We start from the raw sequence: 17,609 nt of genomic DNA, 5'->3' as shown, positions 1-17,609 counted from the left end.
GTCTGTAGTTTATGAATGCCCCCTAGTCACAGTTGAGTAGTAATCAGCAGTTACTCAAGCGTCTTAGGGAGCTGTGTATCTGTTTGAATAAAACTTATTCAAACAGCAAAAAGGAAGTTGGGTTGGCCATTGGATGCATACACTCCACCAACTACGGCAACAATCGCGCCATTAATGAAGCTGGTATCGTCGCTAGCCAGAAACGCGATCAAGGCGGCAACCTATTCCAGGGTTGCGACGCGGCCAATCGGCATGCGGATGCGGAAAGCGGCGAGCAGTGGCTCGTTTTTTTGTTAACTCGACGGTCGCATCGGTGGCGGTCAGGCTTGGTGCCACCGCATTAACGCGAACACCGCGTGCACCAAATTCCAAAGCTAGTGCACGGGTGTAATTGGTTATCGCCCCCTTAGCGGCGTTATAAGCACTCATGCTCCAGTCGCCGACCATGCGCGAAGCAGAAGACAGGTTGACAATTACGCCCCTGGTTTTCAACAGATGGGGCAAGGCCGCGCGCACGCCGAAATAGACACTGTCGAGATTGGTGCCCATGACCGTGCACCTGTCGGCAGTCCTACCCTGTTCGAAAGGGCCGAAGATCGCCATGCCAGCATTATTGACTAGAACATCAAGCTTGCCCAACTTTGCGACCGAATCCGCGACTAAGCAGTGAACGTAATATTCATTGGGCACGTCGCCCGCGTGGATCAAGGCTTGTTGCGGGTCGAGGCCCGCCAGGGTATCGTAGAGCTTGTGCTCGCGTCGACCAATTAACGTTACCAACGCTCCCTCTTGCAGAAATCGGCGAGCAGTAACGGCTCCGATACCGGATCCTGCACCTGTGACGATGACCACCTTATCCTCAAATCTTTTCATGACGTTCCCCATTAAATTACGCGGATGTTCGTCCGCAAAACAGGAACCATCATAATTACCTTTCTATCGATTGATAATCCACCCATTTTGAATCAAACTAATTCCAAATAAGAATAAATCAATCTAATTAATAACTTTCATCGCATTAAGGAAATTATGGACCGCTTTCAAGAATTGTCTGCTTTTATTGCCGTTGTTGAAACTGGAGGCTTTTCTGCCGCTGCGCGCAGAACGGGTGACTCGCAATCTACGATCAGTAAATCCGTCGGAGCACTTGAAAAACGGCTGGGGGTCATATTATTCAGGCGCAACACTCGTAGCGTTACGTTGACGGACGAAGGCCAGCGTTACTATCAACGCGCCAAACCACTGCTTGATGAGATCGATTCAGTCGACAGTGAAATGACCAGTCTGACAGCGAAGGTTGCCGGTCAAGTCCGTATCGCAGTTGCTGCTACATTCGGGCGCCTCCACATTCTTCCACTTGTGCCAGGATTACTCAAGTTGTATCCGGAATTGGAAGTAGGTCTGGTGCTGTCAGACTCCGTGCGTGATATGGTCGATGATCGAATCGATCTCGCCATTCGCGTCGGTACCGTAAGTGAACTTGATTCGGTGGTTCGAAAGGTGGCGACGACCAAGCTGGTATGTGCCGGTGCGCGGAAATATTTCGACAAGCACGGCATTCCCGCCACCCCTGCCGATTTGAGCCACCATAATTGCCTAGTGTATGAAGGGGGGAGTACTGGCGGCGTGTGGCCGTTTATTGACTCACAGGGAAAATACAGCGTTCCAGTCTCTGGCAATCTAAAGTCAAACAGCGTTGAAACCATCCGGGCAGGCGTATTGGCCGGCGTTGGAATTGGCATGTTCACTCATCTTTCGCTTGCCAACGAATTAAGACATTTTGATATCGTCACTGTACTTGACGACTTTCTGCAAGAGACCTTGGACGTGAGCCTGATTTGGCCAAATCGCCGCTTCGTCTCTTCTCGCGTCCGCTTAGTTACCGATTATTTTGATGCCGCACTTCGGAAAAGCACTTGATTCCAATTTTTCGCCTCCAGTACAAGTAAATTGGTGTCGACCTGTCGATTGTTTGTTCGTTTGCTCGCTGAATTGACCCTATCAGTTTGATCCACCTTTCATTTCCTGGCTAGGGCTACGACCATCTTCAAATCCCACTTTTTTAAAATCCAGATGAAGCTGTTTTAAGCTACATCCTTATTTACGATTTTTACTTGCTTCAGTTTTAAGTCAACTTGAAAGCTGTAATACATATTTGTCGATGGCACTGGTTTTTTGTCGTTCTGTATAAGCTTTTTTAAAAAATAAAGCTGCGGAACCAAGTTTTTCCACTTAGAGACTGAAGATCGACGGGAAAATCACACTGTGAGTCTTTGAAATATAAGAAATATTCATAATCACATTAATTTTCACGCAGAGTGCGAATACTCTTTATCTGGAGACAATTGGCTACCGCACCTCTATGCACGAAAGATACGATTACCCCCTAAACCTCCAGCCATTCTTTACGGATGTTTTCATTGGCACGCAAATCTGCTGGCGTGCCCTCAAACACAATGCTGCCATGTCCCATGACATATACCCGTTGTGAAATCTCCAGGGCAATGGCGAGCTTTTGTTCAACCAGTAAAACGGAGATACCGCGGTTTTTCAACTCTTTCAGATATTCAGCTACCAGTTCAACAATCTTTGGTGCCAGACCTTCTGTCGGCTCGTCAATCATGATGAGATCAGGGTCACCCATCAAAGTGCGACATAGCGTCAGCATTTGCTGCTCACCACCAGACATCACGCCTGCCTGGGTATTCCTGCGTTCGCGCAGACGTGGGAACATCTGGTACATATCTTCTATGCTCCAGCGTGGCTTACTGTCTTTAGGGCGGCCAGATTTCTCACCCAGCATCAAGTTTTGCTCGACAGTCAAGGTGGGGAAGATATCGCGGTTCTCTGGCACATACCCCAGGCCCTTATGGGCAATCTGAAAGGCTTTCAGACCGATGATTTCCTCTCCTTTGAATAGGATGGAACCGGTCGCACTCACCTGCCCCATGGTTGCTTTAACGGTAGTAGAACGCCCTACGCCATTGCGACCCAACAAGCTAACAATTTCGCCTGCATTGACCTGCATATCAACACCATGCAAGACATGGCTTTTGCCATAAAAGGCATTGAGATTTTTTATTGTCAGTAAGCTCATTCAACCTCCACCGGTGCATGACCACCAAGATAGGCGTCTTTGACTTTTTGATTATTGCGGATATTGGCGGGTGTGTCACAGGCAATGACCTCACCATAGACGACCACGGCAATTTTATCGGCCAGGCCGAAGACCACGCTCATATCGTGCTCCACCATCAATAGTGATTTGCCGACGGTGACCTTGCGTATCAATTCCACTGCAGCATCAGACTCAGAACGGCTCATGCCTGCGGTAGGTTCATCAAGCAAAATCACGTCAGCACCGCCAGCGATGGTGATGCCGATTTCCAGCGCACGCTGTTCTGCATAGGTTAGCATGCCAGCCGTGACATTGCGCCTGCGCTTGAGGCCAATTTGCTCCAGTACAGCCTCTGCCCTTTCATGTGCATCCTTCAAGCCATTCAACCTGTGCCAGAACGAGTATTTATAACCCAGCGACCACAAGACTGCGCAGCGCAGGTTTTCATACACAGACAGGCGATGAAAAATATTCGTAATCTGAAAACTTCGTGACAGGCCACGGCGGTTGATTTCATACGGCTTCAAGTGCGTGATGCTCTCGCCATTGAGCAGGATGTCTCCCGATGTAATAGGAAAACGCCCAGAAATCAAATTAAACAGTGTGGATTTACCAGCACCATTAGGGCCGATAATCGCAAATCGTTCGCCTTTTGGCACTTGCAAATTTGCACCCTTGATGATTTCTGCACTGCCAAAGGACTTTCGTACCTCTTTTAATTCAAGCGAAAAGCCTGTCATGCTTGCACCCTCCGCATTTGTTCTTCAATTTCAGTATTGACTTGCCCCCAATGTTCGGCAAAACCACCCTTAAGTTTGGCGCAGACAAAAAAACCTATGCCAATAACAATGATCGTCATTGTCCACCAGGTGCTGCTGGCAGTGTCTATTGAAACACCAAACATTTCTATGACTGCACTTTGCGTCGCCTCAAGGGTGCGTTGATACAGCATTTCTACGGCCAATATGACACCAGCGGTGGTAATTGCTGCTGCAAGCACCAGTTTCCACATGCTTGGCCACACTCGTTTAAACAAGCCAAATTTAGCCACGCGCAAATTCATCATGATGATGCTGGCCATACCGCCCGGTGCATACATGACGATGATTATGAAGAAGACACCCAGATATAATTGCCAGGCCTTGGTCAGATCTGACAGCATCACGGTCAAAAACACACCTATGATTGCTCCTATCATAGGTCCGAAAAAGAAACCCACTCCACCAATAAAGGTAAACAGCAGCACAGCTCCGGAGCGTATGGCACTTACATTTTCTGCAGTCACGATTTCAAAGTTAATCGCTGACAAACCACCGGCAATACCTGCAAAGAAAGCTGAAAGTATCAATGTCAGGTAACGCACCCATTGGGTATCGTAGCCTATGAATTCAACTCGCTCAGGATTATCGCGAACGGCATTGACGATACGACCCAAGGGCGTATGCGTAAAAGCATACATGCCTATGGTACTGATGAATAACCAAAAAGCGATCAGGTAATACACCTGAATTTGCGGCCCATAAGTGATACCCAAAAAGGATGAACCGATGATGCGGTTGGTGGAAATACCACCTTCACCACCAAAGAAACTTGGGAACATCAGCGAGCAGGCAAACACCAGCTCCACCATACCCAGAGTAATCATGGAGAAAGTCGTACCTGATTTTTTGGTCGTGACATAACCAAACAAAACCCCAAAGAACATGCCGGCGACACCGCCGATCAGCGGGATCAGCGTGACTGGAAAAATCAGGCTACCCGCCGTCATGAGATTCATCGCATGAATGGCGAAGAAAGCCCCAAGGCCGGAATAAACCGCATGGCCGAATGACAGCATGCCCCCCTGCCCCAGTAGCATATTGTACGAAAGGCCAAAGATCATTAAAGTGCCAATTTGCGACAGCAAGGACAATGATCCGCCAGTGCTAAAAATCATTGGTGCGAGTATCAGCAGGAAAGCAAAGCTGCCCCAGATAATCCAGCGTGCAAGATTGATAGGTTTGAATACTAAAGCTTTGCTCATCTTTTATCCTTCACGAGTGCCGAGTAAGCCTCTGGGCCTGAAAATCAGGATGAGTACCAATAAGAGATAAGGCAAGATAGGCGCTACTTGCGCAATCGTCAGACTCAGCAAAGCATAACCAGGTGCGGTGGCACTGATGATCATGCCCAGTTTGGCGAACACGGACACAAAGGAGTAGTCCAGAGCAACCGCAAAAGTCTGCAATACACCTATCAGCAGTGATGCCACAAAAGCACCCGCCAATGACCCCATGCCGCCAACAACAACGACGACGAAAATAATACTGCCCAGGGTAGATGCCATACCCGGCTCGGTGACAAAGGCATTGCCACCGACCACGCCGGCAAGCCCGGCCAATGCGCAACCGCCGCCAAATACCAGCATGAAGACGCGGGGAACATTGTGTCCCAATGCTTCTACAGTATCAGGATGAGTGAGGGCTGCCTGTATCACCAGGCCTATGCGGGTACGCGTCAGCAATAGATAAATCGAAGCGAGCATCACCAACGCAACCAGCATCATGAAACCGCGATAGATAGGGAAAGTCGTTGTGTACAGCGTAAACAAAGGGCCATCCAAAGATGCAGGGATAGGATAAGGAACAGTTGACCTGCCCCAGATCAATTGCACCAGTTCGACAATCACATAAGACAGCCCGAAGGTAAATAGTAGTTCGGGAATATGTCCGTATTTATGCACGGAACGCAGGCCATATCGCTCCACCATCGCACCGAGCAAACCGACTAGCAGTGGTGCTAAAAACAAAGCCGGCCAAAAGCCGATCTTGACGCTGATGGTATAGGCGAAATAAGCGCCCAACATGTAAAAACTGGCGTGGGCGAAATTGAGTACGCCCATCATGCTGAAGATCAGCGTCAGTCCGGATGAAAGCATGAACAACAGCAATCCGTAACTGACACCGTTCAGCAAAGTGATCAGTGTGAATTCCACAGCAAAGATCCTTTTCAGAAAATTCTTGAACGATCGTACTATTTATAGGTAAAAAAAGAGAGTGCGCATCAAGCGACTCTCTTTTTTTAAAGAATTAGCCTGGTCGTTTCATCTGGCAAGAAGATGGCTGCGATGCGACGAATGCATCTATCTTCTGATTGGTTTTCCAACCCATGCCGGTATTTTCCTGGTCGAATTTAACATCCTTGCCATTGGTTTTAACCCAGGTTGCTATATACAAAGGCTGTTGAATCTGGTGATCAACCTTACGCATGTTCGCGTCACCATTCAGGCTCTTGAAATTCAAGCCCTCCAGTGCAAATGCGACTTTGACTGGATCAACAGATTTAGCCTGCTTGACAGCCTGGCCCATGGCAGCCAGGACAGAATAAGTCGCCATGGAATAATAGTCATCCTTATACTTGGTTTTAAAGCCCTCTACGATATCCTTGCCAGCGAAGGTCTCGTTATTTGGATTCCAGTAACCCACATATTTGACGCGATCCATACCAGCAGCACCCATGGCAGTTGGCACGCCCGTTGTCGCTGCATAATAGGTATAGAAATTTGATTTCAGATCAGCATCCTTGGCAGATTTAATCAGCAAAGCCAGGTCGGCACCCCAGTTACCGGTGATGACAGTGTCCGCGCCGGAAGCTTTGATTTTTGCCACATACGGGGAGAAATCCTTGACCTGGCCAATAGGATGCAGATCATCGCCAACAATTTGTATATCAGGACGCTTGCGTGCCAAATACTCCTTGGCAGCGCGGGTAACTTGCTGTCCAAACGAGTAGTTCTGACCAATGATGTATACCTTCTTGATGTTCTTGTCTGCTGCCATGAAAGTCGTCAGCGCTTCCATCTTCATGTCCGAGTTGGAATCAAAACGAAAATGCCAGAAACTGCATTTGCTATTGGTCATGTCAGGATCAACAGCTGCGTGATTCAGATAAACGATTTCCTTGCCTGGATTACGCTCATTATGTTTATTGACAGCATCCTGCAAAGCCAGGCCCACGGCAGAGCCATTACCTTGCGTGATGTAGCGAAAGCCTTTATCAATCACTGTTTTCAATACATTCAGTGACTCCTGTGCACTACCTTTATTATCAAAACCGACGACTTCGAATTTGTGTTCGCCAGCCCATTTTTCAGCATTGGCTTTATCAGCAATGTACTGATACGAGTTCAGAATATTTTGCCCAACTGGCGCAAAAGCACCCGACAGTGGATCGATGTAGGCGATCTTGATGGTATCGGCCATCACTGCGGGTACGGCGAAGGTTAAAGCGACTGCAGCGAGGCTGGCACGTAAAGGAAATTTCATTTGTCTCTCTCCGGTATTCTCATTGTTGGAATCTAGATTTTTTTCGTTTTATCGCTACTTCCAGAACTTGAACTATACATAGTCAGGTTCTGCACGTCTTATGCAGTTGGTAGTTTATATTCCTTAAATTGCTCCCTCAGTTTATTTTTCAAAATTTTTCCTGTTGCACCTAATGGCAGACTTTCAATAAAAACCACGTCATCAGGCAGCCACCATTTCGCAACTTTTCCATCAAAAAATTGCAGCAATTCTTCTCTTGTAACTTCTGCTCCGGGTTTCTTGACTGCTAACAACAATGGACGTTCATCCCATTTGGGATGAAATACACCGATACAGGCCGCTTGCAGGATTGCCGGGTGTGACACCGCTACATTTTCCAGGTCTATCGTACCTATCCACTCACCACCCGACTTGACCACATCCTTGCTGCGGTCAGTGATCTGCATATAACCATCATCATCGATGGTAGCCACATCACCAGTCGGGAACCAGCCATCTTCAAGAACATCACCGCCTTCATTCTTGTAATAGCTATTGATAATCCAGGGGCCTTTGACCAGCAGGTTGCCATAGGTTTTGCCGTCCCATGGCAACTCCTGACCAGCATCGTCAACGATCTTCATATCCACGCCGTACAAGACATGGCCTTGTTTCTGGAGTATCGCTTGCTTCTCTTCTTCGGCCAGATCAGCATGTTTGGTCATCAAGGTACCAGCAGTGCCAAGTGGAGACATCTCTGTCATGCCCCATGCATGCACGACTTCTACCCCGTAAGTGTTGCGCAAGGTTTTCATCATGGCTGGCGGGCAGGCAGAACCTCCGATCACCGTGCGTTTAAAAGTCGAGAATTTCAGATTATTCTGTGCCACATAAGTCAACAGGCCCAGCCAGACTGTGGGTACGCCAGCAGAGAAAGTGACTTTTTCCTGTTCAAACAATTCATAGAGAGATTTGCCGTCCAGATGCGGACCAGGGAAAACCAGTTTAGCGCCATTCAGAGGTGCAGAATAAGGAAGGCCCCATGCATTCACATGGAACATGGGCACTACCGGCAAAACAGAATCACGTGCCGATACATTCAAGCCATCTGGCAAGGATGAGCCATAAGAATGCAGGATGGTTGAGCGATGAGAATACAAGGCCCCTTTAGGGTTGCCTGTCGTGCCTGAGGTATAGCACAGACTGGAAGCAGAATTCTCATCGAAGAGTGGCCAGACAAAATCATCACTATTGGCTTCGATTAAATCTTCATAGGCCATCAGGTTAGGGATTTTGCCATCGGTTGGCAATTTGTCCCGGTCGCACATCATGATATAGCCTTTGATACCAGGGCAATGCGCGACAATTGCCTGAACGATGGGCAGGAAGGTCATGTCAAACAACAGGTATTGGTCTTCTGCGTGATTGGCAATGTACGCAATCTGTTCTGGGTGTAATCTCGGATTAATCGTATGCAAGACAGCGCCGGAACCTGACACAGCATAATAAGCTTCCAGATGACGGTAACCATTCCAGGCCAGGGTGGAAATACGGTCACCCAGTTGCACACCGAGTTTGGCGAAAGCATTCGCCAGTTGTTTTGATCTCTTATGACATTCGCTGTAGTTATAGCGATGAATATCCCCTTCCACCCGGCGGGAAACAATTTCATTCTTTCCAAAATAACGGTCGGCATGTTCAATGAGGCTGGAGATAAGCATGGGCTTGCTCATCATTTGCCCCATCACGGGACTCTTCACATAAGACGACATTTGTTCTCCTGAAATGTGCAGCGTTATCGATTACTTTGGCAATTAAGCAAATTGCTGAATTTTATTCTTCGTCGATTTTTGTACGACCGTACTAATCCGTCAATCAGTATTTTTTTTGCAATGCACAAAGTAGTCTCTATTCGCTTCCTATGTTTTTCCTTCCCCACAAACAAAAATGCGGAAGATAAGCTCTCCCGCATCGCACCATTCAACAAATTTACTTTGTGTCGAAAAAAGAGTCCGACACCCTTAGTCTGCCACCTTCTTAACGCTTACCCGGCGGGCCACCTTCTCCCGACTCCAGCACAAAACCTGCTTTTGCATCTTTTCCCAATACCTTGACCAGATAGGGCATGACTTCTTTTAGAGTAGCCAGCAAAGTCCATGGCGGATTAAGGATAAACATGCCACTGCTATGCAAGCCAAAACCATCTGGCGTTGGGCCACTGATGGACAAGGTGACATTCAGCCAGCTATTCGCCTGCAGGCGCTTGAGTTTTTCTGGCAAAGAACGGGATTCCTGACGTTGCAGTACCGGATACCAGACAGCAAAGGTGCCGGTAGGGAAACGCTTCAGGCCATCTTCCAGAGACACTTTGACGCGTCGGTAATCGTCCTTGACTTCGTAAGGGGGATCTATCAGCACCAGGCCACGACGGGATGGAGGTGGTAGCAAGGCTTTCAGGCTCTCAAAACCATCGCCGGCAGAAATGATGACACGTTTGCCCCTGACGGTTTGACGCTGGCCCTGCTCTGCCGCATGGTTATCTAGCTTGCGGAAATTTTCGCTCAGTATTTTAATTTCGCTGGGGTGCAATTCAAACAGGCGCAGGCGGTCTTGTTCGCGCATGACGATATTGGCGCAGTAAGGTGAACCTGGGTAATAACGCATTTTGCCGCTGGGATTGAGGCCCTTGATCAAATCCATGTAGGCGGCAAAAGACTCAGGAATATCCTTTCTATCCCACAAAGGACCGATGCCAGTTTCAAACTCGGCATTTTTACTCGCATAACCACTGTCAAGTGCATACAAACCGGCACCTGCATGTGTGTCTATATAGGTATAGGCAGTGTCTTTCTGTCCCAGATATTCCAGCAATTGAATCAGAACAAAGTGCTTCAGGACGTCGGCATGATTACCGGCATGAAAGCCGTGGCGGTAGCTCAGCATAATAAATCTTTCAAAAATGAATAGGCGACCTGCCAATGGCAAGTCGCCCTAAAATGGTAGCAAGCGGTAAGAAACTAGCTAATTTAGCTTGAACCTAGCCTACCCGTTTGCCAAGTATGATCAAATCGCGCTCTATGCCGTCGAGCGTCGCCACCTTTGGCATATTTGCAAAGGTGGCAAAGTCAAATGCAGCAAATAACTTCAAACTTGGCACATTATGACCAAAAATGAAGCCCAGCAAAGTGTGAACCTTGATTTCAGGAACATGCGCAATAGCCTGCGTCAGGAAATAACGCCCCAGACCCTGACCACGTGCCGCCTCATGCAAGTAGATGGATAATTCAGCAGTACCAGAATAAGCAGGCCTGCCATAAAAATTTGAGAATGACAACCAGCCTATGATTTGATCATTTTGCTCGCAGACCCAAAGTGGCCGCGATTCAGGTTTGTGCTCATGAAACCACGCATGGCGCGATTCTACCGTAATTGGCTCTGTATCGGCGGTAACCACGCGCGAAGCAACGGTGGAATTATAAATAGCGACAATTTGCGGCAAATCTTCAAACTGTGCCAGTCTATGAGTAAATTCTGCGGCCATCGTCATTAAATTGTATGAGTAGCCCGGGAAGAACGTACTGCCGCACCTAGCAATTCTTCTACACGCAAGCGTATGCGGTTACCGCTCTCATCCTCAGGGAAATGCACACCTATGCCTTGCGACTTGTTATTACCCGCGCCTGCCGGTGTAATCCAGGCAACCTTACCAGCGATAGGATATTTATTGGGGTCATCCAATAAAGTCAAAATCAGGTAAATCTCTTCACCCAGACGATAGGTCTTATTGGTAGGCACGAAAATGCCGCCATTTTTTAAAAATGGCATATAGGCTGCAAACAGGGCAGCCTTTTCTTTAATCGCCAGCGACAACACCGAAGGACGATTCGGCGAAGGCATATTAAGCGGAGCACCTGGATCTGCTGGTAAATCTGACATGTTCTGGCTTTCGCAATTCTTTAATCAAATAGTGCCGAATAATGCGGAATATTCAAGCAGCATATCTTCCAAAAATAATTTGGCCGACAAAGGGTGACTGGCAATCGCCTGTCTTTCATTGCAATTCTTGATGAATTGCTGCAAAGCTGACTCATCAACCTGCATGGACAATGCCTTCAACTCCCTCTCATAGCGAGGATGATACCGGATTCTGCCACTTTGTTTATAGGAAAATATATCGTAGAGCCAACGTTGTAGCCAGCCGACGACGACTGGCATTTCCATTTTCTGCATCTTGTCGGCAGTTTTCAGGCTGAGTTCCGTACCAGGTTTGCTCAAAAACCGTATAAATTCATCCAGATCAGCACGCAAGTCTGAATGTGCCATATCAAATGCCGCCAAAGGCGCTCCACCCTGCTGGGCCAGCCAGACATCAGCATCCTTGATACCCTGTTTATGCAGCCACTCCAGCGCAATACCGGCATCCGGCAAGCCGAGTCCAAATTTATGGCAACGCGATAAGATGGTAGGTAATAATCTGTCTATGCTATTCGATACCAGAATGAATACCGTATTGGCATTGGGTTCTTCCAATGATTTCAACAGCGCATTTGCCGCTGGCACATTCAATGCCTCTGCTGGATACAAGACGATGACACGCCGGCCGCTACGATGGGTAGAAATATTCATGAAATCCGACAATGCCCGGACTTGATTAATGACGATTTCCTTGGAAGGTGCTTTGCTGGCCTTGCTGGTTTTCGCGGGAGCCTCAGCATCGTCACCAGCCGGCGCATCTTCTTCATCAAGCAGTTCTGGCCTGACGCGGCGATAATCCGGGTGGCTGTATTGAGCAAACCAACCGCAAGAACCACATTGCTGGCAGGCGTGCCCACCCTGCCCCGGGTTTTCGCAAAGCAGTGACTGTGCCAAATGCTCGGCAAACACAGTTTTACCTATACCTTGTGGCCCATGCAACAAAAAGGCGTGCGGCAGGCGCTGCCCCAGAGCCTGTATTTGTTGCCAGGAATCCTCTTGCCAGCTATATAAAGGGTGTTGCGTCATATTGCTTGCCGCGCAGAGCTTAGGAGATCATCAATCAATACATCCAGTTGCAAGCGTATAGCTTCTATACTTTGCGTGGAATCGATAATCCTGAAACGTTGAGGAAATTCTTTGGCGCGGCGCAGGTATTCATTGCGGGTGGCGGCAAAAAAATCTGCTTTTTCCTGTTCAAACTTGTCCAAGTCGCGGGTTGCATCCAGGCGCGCGCGCGCCACTTCCAGCGGCACATCAAACAACAGTGTCAAATCTGGCTGCAAATGCGGATGCACCCATTGTTCCAGCGCATTGAGTTTATCCAGCGACAAATTCCTGCCACCGCCCTGATACGCAAAGCTGGCATCGGTAAAACGGTCTGAAATAACCCAGTCGCCACGTGCCAGGGCTGGCTCTATGACCTGGGCAATGTGCTCGCGCCTGACGGCAAACATCAGCAAGGCCTCTGTTTCCAGATGCATTTTTTGTTTTAATAGCAATTCGCGCAAGGTTTCACCCAATGGCGTGCCACCAGGCTCACGGCTGCAAATCACTTTTACATCTTCAGCTTGCAGCTGGTTTTGCAAACGCTCTGCCACATAGGCGATATGGGTGGATTTACCCGCACCGTCTATGCCTTCAAAACTGATAAATTTTCCTGAGTGCTTCATTATTTAATTCTATATTCTATTATATGCACCTTGACGCCATCAACGTTGGTACTTGTTCACTGCGCGATTATGGTCATTCAGATTATCGGAAAACTGACTGGTGCCATTTCCACGCGCCACGAAGTATAAAGCATCACTATGGGCAGGGTCCAAAGCTGCAGAAATGGATTGCATACCGGGCAAGGCAATCGGCGTCGGTGGCAAACCGACCCGGGTATAGGTGTTATAGGGAGTATCAGTCAACAAGTCGCGCTTATATATCTTGCCCTGATATCGCTCACCCATGCCATAGATAACAGTTGGATCGGTTTGCAGCAACATGCCCGTACGCAGGCGATTGACAAAAACCGAGGCTATCATGGGGCGTTCAGATTTTTGTCCCGTTTCTTTTTCTATGATGGAAGCCATGATCAAGGCCTCATAGCGGTTCTTGTAAGGCAAGGCATCTGCGCGCTTCTTCCAGGCCTCATCCAGCTTCTTCAATAATTGGCTATGCGCCTGCTGGTACAGTTGCATGTCTGTACTGCCCTTGGCAAAACGATAGGTATCCGGAAAGAACAGTCCTTCCGCCTGTGGAAAATCTGGCGTGATCTTACGCATCAGTTCAGCTTCACTCATGCCCAAGGTTTCATGCCTGATGGCAGGATGCGCATCCACCAGCTTGCGCATTTGCTGGAAAGTCCATCCTTCTATTACTGCCAGGCTGGCCATGGAAAAATCGCCATTGACGATCTTGTTCAGTAACTCCACCGGCGTTTTACCTGCCTCGATTTCGAAAGAACCAGCTTTCAGGCGATTTTCTTTACCCATCACGCGTGCCAGCGCTTCAAACATCAGGGGCTGAATCGGCACGCCAGCGTCATACACCTGGCGGGCAGACGAACGAACGCTACTGCCCGGCTTGATGGTGAATTCCTTGACCTCGCCCTCTGCAAAAATGGCTTGCTGCATCCAGTAATAGAAGCCACCACCTGCAGCCAGCGCCAACAGGATCAATAATACTAATAGTTTTTTTATGAAACCCATGTAGGCAGCTTAATCAAAATTGAGGGAGTTCTGACGAGATTTTGCAGACGCTACTATAATTCGCCTGAACAGGTGCAGGCGGTATTGTAAAGCCAGCGCAGACAATAAGCGAATCAGCAAAGAAGAGTGAGTATAACAATATGACGTGGGAAGACTTTTTATCCAGCCAGGGCGCAACCGTGGAAGACCTGAATACAACCGGTTTTACTCCACACTGGCAATCAGATGCCCTGCAAACGGGATTTATTGCCCCTTTGACTGATCTGGGCCTGATCAGGGTTACTGGCGAAGACGCCCCTTCTTTTTTGCATAATCAATTAAGCAATGACGTAGAGCACTTGGGAAGTGCCGAGCTGCGCCGTGCCGCTTACTGCACCCCAAAAGGTCGCATGCTGGCCAGCTTTGTGTATTGGAAAGATGGCCAGGATATTATCTTGCAGCTATCAAAAAGCATACAAGCTACTGTACAAAAACGCTTGCAAATGTTTGTTTTGCGGGCGAAAGCCAAATTACACGATATCAATGCAGAGTACGTTGTTCTGGGGCTGGGTGGGATTGCTGCCCCGGCGGCACTGCAAGAATGGTTTCCTGAATTGCCAGCCAGACCTGACCAAAAGCTGAGTAATGAGTATGGCAGCCTGCTACGCGTCGCAGATGCCAACAATGCACCGCGTTATCAATGGATAGTGCCGCTGGAAATTGCACAGCAAGGCTGGCTCAAATTAAGCACCCAGCTACAAGTGCTTAACACAAGTGCCTGGCGCGTAACTGAAATCCAGGCTGGCATCGCCATCGTCATCGCCAGCACGCAAGAAAAATTTGTCCCGCAGATGATCAATTTTGAACTCATCGGGGGCGTGAATTTTAAAAAAGGCTGCTACCCCGGCCAGGAAATAGTCGCGCGCAGCCAATACTTGGGCAAACTCAAGCGCCGTATGGCAATAGCTCTGGTGCACGCAAAAGATGTAATAGCAGGAACCGAAGTATTTCATAGCGATGATGTCAGCCAACCCTGCGGCATGATCGTTAATGCAGAACAACATCAGGAAGACAGCTCACTGGCCTTGATAGAAATGAAGCTGGCTGATCAGGAGAGTGGTCAGCTCACACTGGGTTCAGCGACTGGCGCAGCGATAGAACTGCAAGCGCTGCCTTACGCGATAACAGACATTACACAATAATCGCGCAATAAAGAATCAAAAGCAGGCATATGAATTGCTATATCTATTTTAAAGCCAGCGCTGGCAAAGAAGCAGAAGTACTGCAGCAGGAAAGGTTGTTGCAAAACCTGATGCGCCAGGCCGATCAGCAAAGCCCATGCTTGCAGAGACGCCCGACAGAACAGGATGGTATGCATACCTGGATGGAGATTTATCATCAGGTCACGTCTGATTTTGAACAGCGTCTTGAGCTGGCTTACGCGCAAACCGGATTGCAGCAATTACAGTCTGGTGAGCGACATGTGGAATATTTTGTGGATGTAGACTTATGTGCCTGATCGTCTTTGCCTGGAAACTGATACCCTGCACACCTATCGTGTTTGCAGGCAACCGTGATGAATTTTATGACCGGCCTGCGGCTGCGGCTGACTGGTGGCAAGACTACCCTAATATATACGGCGGACGCGACCTGCAATCTGGCGGCACATGGCTGGGCATGACTACAGTGGATGGAGCCGATAGCCTGACCAGTAAATTTGCTGCCATTACCAATATCCGTGCACCGTCGGAAAAGCGTGAAGATGCTCCATCGCGCGGAGAACTGGTTGCCAATTACCTCAAGAGTGATTTAAGTGCGCAAGAGTATATTGCCAGCATTCGTGACACTGTTGCTGACTATAACGGTTTCAATTTACTGATCGGCGACAAGGAAGACCTGATCTGGTTTTCCAACCGCAATCAGGATGATGTACGGAATGGCCAGCCCCTGCCTCCAGGCATCTATGGTATTTCCAATGCGTCACTGGATACGCCCTGGCCAAAAGTTGTCAGGACCAAGGCAGAATTTGCCAGCATGATATGCCAGCGTGCGCCAGTGGATGCCTATTTTGAAGTGCTGGCCAACACCACCCCCGCCCCCGATTGCCGCTTGCCTGATACTGGCGTTTCTTTTGAAATGGAACGACTATTATCATCGCCCTGCATAGTTTCGCCGAGTTACGGCACCCGGGTTTCTACGGTCGTCAAAGTCCATAAAGACTATCCAGCAGAATTCAATGAAAAGTTGTTGCGCTGAATAATTTTGCCCAGCACTGCATACATCTATATTTTTTCCAAGCTTGCTTTCCACAACAAGGCAGCCGCCAGCAACTTCAATAGGCAAGGTAAAGCGGCGTAAGCCAATGTCAACGCCTGCAAGCCACTCTCGCTGGCAACGCCCGGCACATAGCCCAAGTACTCAAGTGCTGGCAACGCCAGGCCTGCAGCCAGCGCCAGGTTCATCTTGCTGGCCCAGTTCCAAACACCAAAATAACTGGCTTCGTTCTTGTCACTATGTCCTGCCGCATGAATGACTCCTGCCAGCAAGGCGGGTGGTAAAGCCAGATCGGCTCCCAGGCTCATACCTGAAAAAATGCAAATCAGGGAAAAAACCCAGGCATCACCAACACCCAATGCAAGTACGCCAACAAAACTGAGTACAGACAAAAGCATTGCTAATAACCATGCTTTGACTTCACCTTTTCTGTGTGCCAGACGAGTCCATAAAGGCATGGATAAAGCAGCTGCCAAAAAATACATCAACAACAAAATCCCGAATAAATGTTCCAGATGCAAACGATCTTTTGTGAAAAACAGGAACAAGGTTGCCGGTATCGCTGCGGCAATACCGTTAACCACAAAGACTAGAAACAAGGCGCGAAAACTACGGTTGGCGAATAAATGGCGCAAAGACAGCGGCACATGAGCCACACCTGCCACCCCGGACTTTCGCGGTGTATTGCGTATCAGCAACCATGCAGTTATCAGCAGACTGATACTCAACATGCCAGACAAGATCGTGACATTGCCAAACTGGATGATGACGGCGGTCGCGATCACACCAACCAAACCACATGCCTCACGTACACTGGTCAGCCTTACTCTTTGTCCAGGCTCTTGCGTCAGGGCCGCCCCCCAACTCTGGTAAGCAATACTGGCCAGACTGAATCCAGCATACACCACTACCAGCGTCACAAAGAACCACAGAAAAGCAGGATTGCCTGATAAATGAGGAGGATGAAAAAGAGCAATGAAACCGGCAATCAACAATGGCAAGGCCAGTGTGATATATGGCGCGTAAGTACGGCTTTGCGGTCTGCGGTCTATCACCGCACCAATAAAAGGATCAATGAAGGCATCCATAATACGGGTCAGTAATAGCGCCGTGCCTATCGCAGACAAAGACATACCCAGGCGGTCTGCATAAAATTGGGGCACATAGACATAGATGGGCAGCGCCACCATCGCCAGCGGGAAGCCAAACATGGCGTAAGACAGTAATTGCGATAGAGGGAGGCGCGGCATGTTGCCCTGTTTGTCTTGTTTGGAGAAAGAAAAA

18 protein-coding genes are annotated in these 17,609 nt (G+C 48.6%); 4 read left to right on the top strand and 14 right to left on the bottom strand.

The genetic code is table 11. The features are described from left to right. Positions 1-192: 192 nt before the first annotated feature. Entirely contained in the window at positions 193-873 is a 681-nt protein-coding gene (locus tag ACO0LL_RS05085; RefSeq protein WP_422949799.1) for an SDR family NAD(P)-dependent oxidoreductase, read from the bottom strand. A 156-nt stretch (positions 874-1,029) separates the two neighbouring features. Between ACO0LL_RS05085 and ACO0LL_RS05080 the strand changes: the two genes are divergently transcribed. Continuing rightward, positions 1,030-1,920, top strand: coding sequence for a LysR family transcriptional regulator (locus ACO0LL_RS05080; protein ID WP_422949798.1), 891 nt, complete (start codon positions 1,030-1,032; stop codon positions 1,918-1,920). 466 nt (positions 1,921-2,386) lie between these two features. Here ACO0LL_RS05080 and ACO0LL_RS05075 read toward each other — a convergent pair whose 3' ends face one another. From ACO0LL_RS05075 to mltG, 12 genes are all read right to left on the bottom strand, one after another. Further along, positions 2,387-3,097 (bottom strand): ABC transporter ATP-binding protein, encoded by a 711-nt coding sequence (locus ACO0LL_RS05075; protein WP_422949797.1) that lies wholly within the window; start codon positions 3,095-3,097, stop codon positions 2,387-2,389. Continuing rightward, positions 3,094-3,858 carry an ABC transporter ATP-binding protein gene (locus tag ACO0LL_RS05070; protein ID WP_422949796.1) on the bottom strand — a complete coding sequence of 255 codons (765 nt, stop codon included), beginning with the start codon at positions 3,856-3,858 and terminating at the stop codon, positions 3,094-3,096. Before ACO0LL_RS05070 ends, ACO0LL_RS05075 begins: the two co-directional genes overlap by 4 nt. After that, positions 3,855-5,141, bottom strand: coding sequence for a branched-chain amino acid ABC transporter permease (locus ACO0LL_RS05065; protein ID WP_422949795.1), 1,287 nt, complete (start codon positions 5,139-5,141; stop codon positions 3,855-3,857). The genes ACO0LL_RS05070 and ACO0LL_RS05065 overlap by 4 nt, the downstream gene beginning before the upstream one ends. Positions 5,142-5,144: 3 nt before the next feature. After that, positions 5,145-6,092 carry a branched-chain amino acid ABC transporter permease gene (locus ACO0LL_RS05060; RefSeq protein ID WP_422949794.1) on the bottom strand — a complete coding sequence of 316 codons (948 nt, stop codon included), beginning with the start codon at positions 6,090-6,092 and terminating at the stop codon, positions 5,145-5,147. A gap of 94 nt (positions 6,093-6,186) precedes the next feature. Then, a complete protein-coding gene (locus ACO0LL_RS05055) occupies positions 6,187-7,422 on the bottom strand; it encodes a branched-chain amino acid ABC transporter substrate-binding protein (protein WP_422949793.1) in 1,236 nt (411 codons plus the stop codon). Positions 7,423-7,520: 98 nt separating this feature from the next. Continuing rightward, entirely contained in the window at positions 7,521-9,173 is a 1,653-nt protein-coding gene (locus ACO0LL_RS05050; protein ID WP_422949792.1) for a 3-(methylthio)propionyl-CoA ligase, read from the bottom strand. A gap of 265 nt (positions 9,174-9,438) precedes the next feature. Next, positions 9,439-10,344: a 23S rRNA (adenine(2030)-N(6))-methyltransferase RlmJ gene (locus ACO0LL_RS05045; RefSeq protein ID WP_422949791.1), complete on the bottom strand. Its 906-nt coding sequence runs from the start codon at positions 10,342-10,344 to the stop codon at positions 9,439-9,441. Between the two features lie 94 nt (positions 10,345-10,438). Then, positions 10,439-10,942, bottom strand: coding sequence for a GNAT family N-acetyltransferase (locus ACO0LL_RS05040; RefSeq protein ID WP_422949790.1), 504 nt, complete (start codon positions 10,940-10,942; stop codon positions 10,439-10,441). Positions 10,943-10,947: 5 nt separating this feature from the next. Continuing rightward, positions 10,948-11,337: a PilZ domain-containing protein gene (locus ACO0LL_RS05035; RefSeq protein WP_162041274.1), complete on the bottom strand. Its 390-nt coding sequence runs from the start codon at positions 11,335-11,337 to the stop codon at positions 10,948-10,950. A 24-nt stretch (positions 11,338-11,361) separates the two neighbouring features. Then, entirely contained in the window at positions 11,362-12,402 is a 1,041-nt protein-coding gene (holB, locus tag ACO0LL_RS05030; protein WP_422949789.1) for a DNA polymerase III subunit delta', read from the bottom strand. After that, positions 12,399-13,046, bottom strand: a complete 648-nt coding sequence (gene tmk / locus ACO0LL_RS05025) for a dTMP kinase (protein ID WP_422949788.1) — start codon at positions 13,044-13,046, stop codon at positions 12,399-12,401. The genes holB and tmk overlap by 4 nt, the downstream gene beginning before the upstream one ends. Before the next feature lie 39 nt (positions 13,047-13,085). Beyond that, a complete protein-coding gene (gene mltG, locus ACO0LL_RS05020; protein ID WP_422949787.1) occupies positions 13,086-14,072 on the bottom strand; it encodes an endolytic transglycosylase MltG in 987 nt (328 codons plus the stop codon). A 140-nt stretch (positions 14,073-14,212) separates the two neighbouring features. On the opposite strand from mltG, the gene ACO0LL_RS05015 reads away from it, so the two are divergent. From ACO0LL_RS05015 to ACO0LL_RS05005, 3 genes are read left to right on the top strand one after another with little or no spacing between them, the layout of a single operon-like run. After that, positions 14,213-15,253 carry a YgfZ/GcvT domain-containing protein gene (locus ACO0LL_RS05015; RefSeq protein ID WP_422949786.1) on the top strand — a complete coding sequence of 347 codons (1,041 nt, stop codon included), beginning with the start codon at positions 14,213-14,215 and terminating at the stop codon, positions 15,251-15,253. A 29-nt stretch (positions 15,254-15,282) separates the two neighbouring features. Further along, positions 15,283-15,570 (top strand): DUF4936 family protein, encoded by a 288-nt coding sequence (locus tag ACO0LL_RS05010; RefSeq protein WP_422949785.1) that lies wholly within the window; start codon positions 15,283-15,285, stop codon positions 15,568-15,570. Further along, positions 15,561-16,307, top strand: a complete 747-nt coding sequence (locus ACO0LL_RS05005) for an NRDE family protein (protein WP_422949784.1) — start codon at positions 15,561-15,563, stop codon at positions 16,305-16,307. Before ACO0LL_RS05010 ends, ACO0LL_RS05005 begins: the two co-directional genes overlap by 10 nt. Before the next feature lie 26 nt (positions 16,308-16,333). On the opposite strand, the gene ACO0LL_RS05000 is transcribed toward ACO0LL_RS05005, so the two are convergent. Then, the gene (locus ACO0LL_RS05000) at positions 16,334-17,575 is read right to left on the bottom strand and encodes an MFS transporter (protein WP_422949783.1); all 1,242 of its coding nucleotides are present in this window, start codon (positions 17,573-17,575) and stop codon (positions 16,334-16,336) included. Positions 17,576-17,609 lie beyond the last annotated feature (34 nt).

Origin of the sequence: Undibacterium sp. TC4M20W, assembly GCF_049340245.1 — a bacterium.
Classification (GTDB): domain Bacteria; phylum Pseudomonadota; class Gammaproteobacteria; order Burkholderiales; family Burkholderiaceae_D; genus Undibacterium.
This window is presented reverse-complemented; position numbering and strand designations above follow the sequence as displayed.

Bases quoted from the DNA above. Each gene is read 5' to 3' on its own strand.
- ACO0LL_RS05050 (WP_422949792.1), bottom strand. From the start codon at position 9,173: ATGTCGTCTTATGTGAAGAGTCCCGTGATGGGGCAAATGATGAGCAAG.
- ACO0LL_RS05075 (WP_422949797.1), bottom strand. From the start codon at position 3,097: ATGAGCTTACTGACAATAAAAAATCTCAATGCCTTTTATGGCAAAAGC.
- ACO0LL_RS05065 (WP_422949795.1), bottom strand. From the start codon at position 5,141: ATGAGCAAAGCTTTAGTATTCAAACCTATCAATCTTGCACGCTGGATT.
- ACO0LL_RS05085 (WP_422949799.1), bottom strand. From the start codon at position 873: ATGAAAAGATTTGAGGATAAGGTGGTCATCGTCACAGGTGCAGGATCC.
- ACO0LL_RS05010 (WP_422949785.1), top strand. From the start codon at position 15,283: ATGAATTGCTATATCTATTTTAAAGCCAGCGCTGGCAAAGAAGCAGAA.
- ACO0LL_RS05035 (WP_162041274.1), bottom strand. From the start codon at position 11,337: ATGTCAGATTTACCAGCAGATCCAGGTGCTCCGCTTAATATGCCTTCG.
- ACO0LL_RS05005 (WP_422949784.1), top strand. From the start codon at position 15,561: ATGTGCCTGATCGTCTTTGCCTGGAAACTGATACCCTGCACACCTATC.
- ACO0LL_RS05055 (WP_422949793.1), bottom strand. From the start codon at position 7,422: ATGAAATTTCCTTTACGTGCCAGCCTCGCTGCAGTCGCTTTAACCTTC.
- ACO0LL_RS05040 (WP_422949790.1), bottom strand. From the start codon at position 10,942: ATGGCCGCAGAATTTACTCATAGACTGGCACAGTTTGAAGATTTGCCG.
- ACO0LL_RS05015 (WP_422949786.1), top strand. From the start codon at position 14,213: ATGACGTGGGAAGACTTTTTATCCAGCCAGGGCGCAACCGTGGAAGAC.
- ACO0LL_RS05080 (WP_422949798.1), top strand. From the start codon at position 1,030: ATGGACCGCTTTCAAGAATTGTCTGCTTTTATTGCCGTTGTTGAAACT.
- ACO0LL_RS05000 (WP_422949783.1), bottom strand. From the start codon at position 17,575: ATGCCGCGCCTCCCTCTATCGCAATTACTGTCTTACGCCATGTTTGGC.
- holB (WP_422949789.1), bottom strand. From the start codon at position 12,402: ATGACGCAACACCCTTTATATAGCTGGCAAGAGGATTCCTGGCAACAA.
- mltG (WP_422949787.1), bottom strand. From the start codon at position 14,072: ATGGGTTTCATAAAAAAACTATTAGTATTATTGATCCTGTTGGCGCTG.
- tmk (WP_422949788.1), bottom strand. From the start codon at position 13,046: ATGAAGCACTCAGGAAAATTTATCAGTTTTGAAGGCATAGACGGTGCG.
- ACO0LL_RS05070 (WP_422949796.1), bottom strand. From the start codon at position 3,858: ATGACAGGCTTTTCGCTTGAATTAAAAGAGGTACGAAAGTCCTTTGGC.
- ACO0LL_RS05045 (WP_422949791.1), bottom strand. From the start codon at position 10,344: ATGCTGAGCTACCGCCACGGCTTTCATGCCGGTAATCATGCCGACGTC.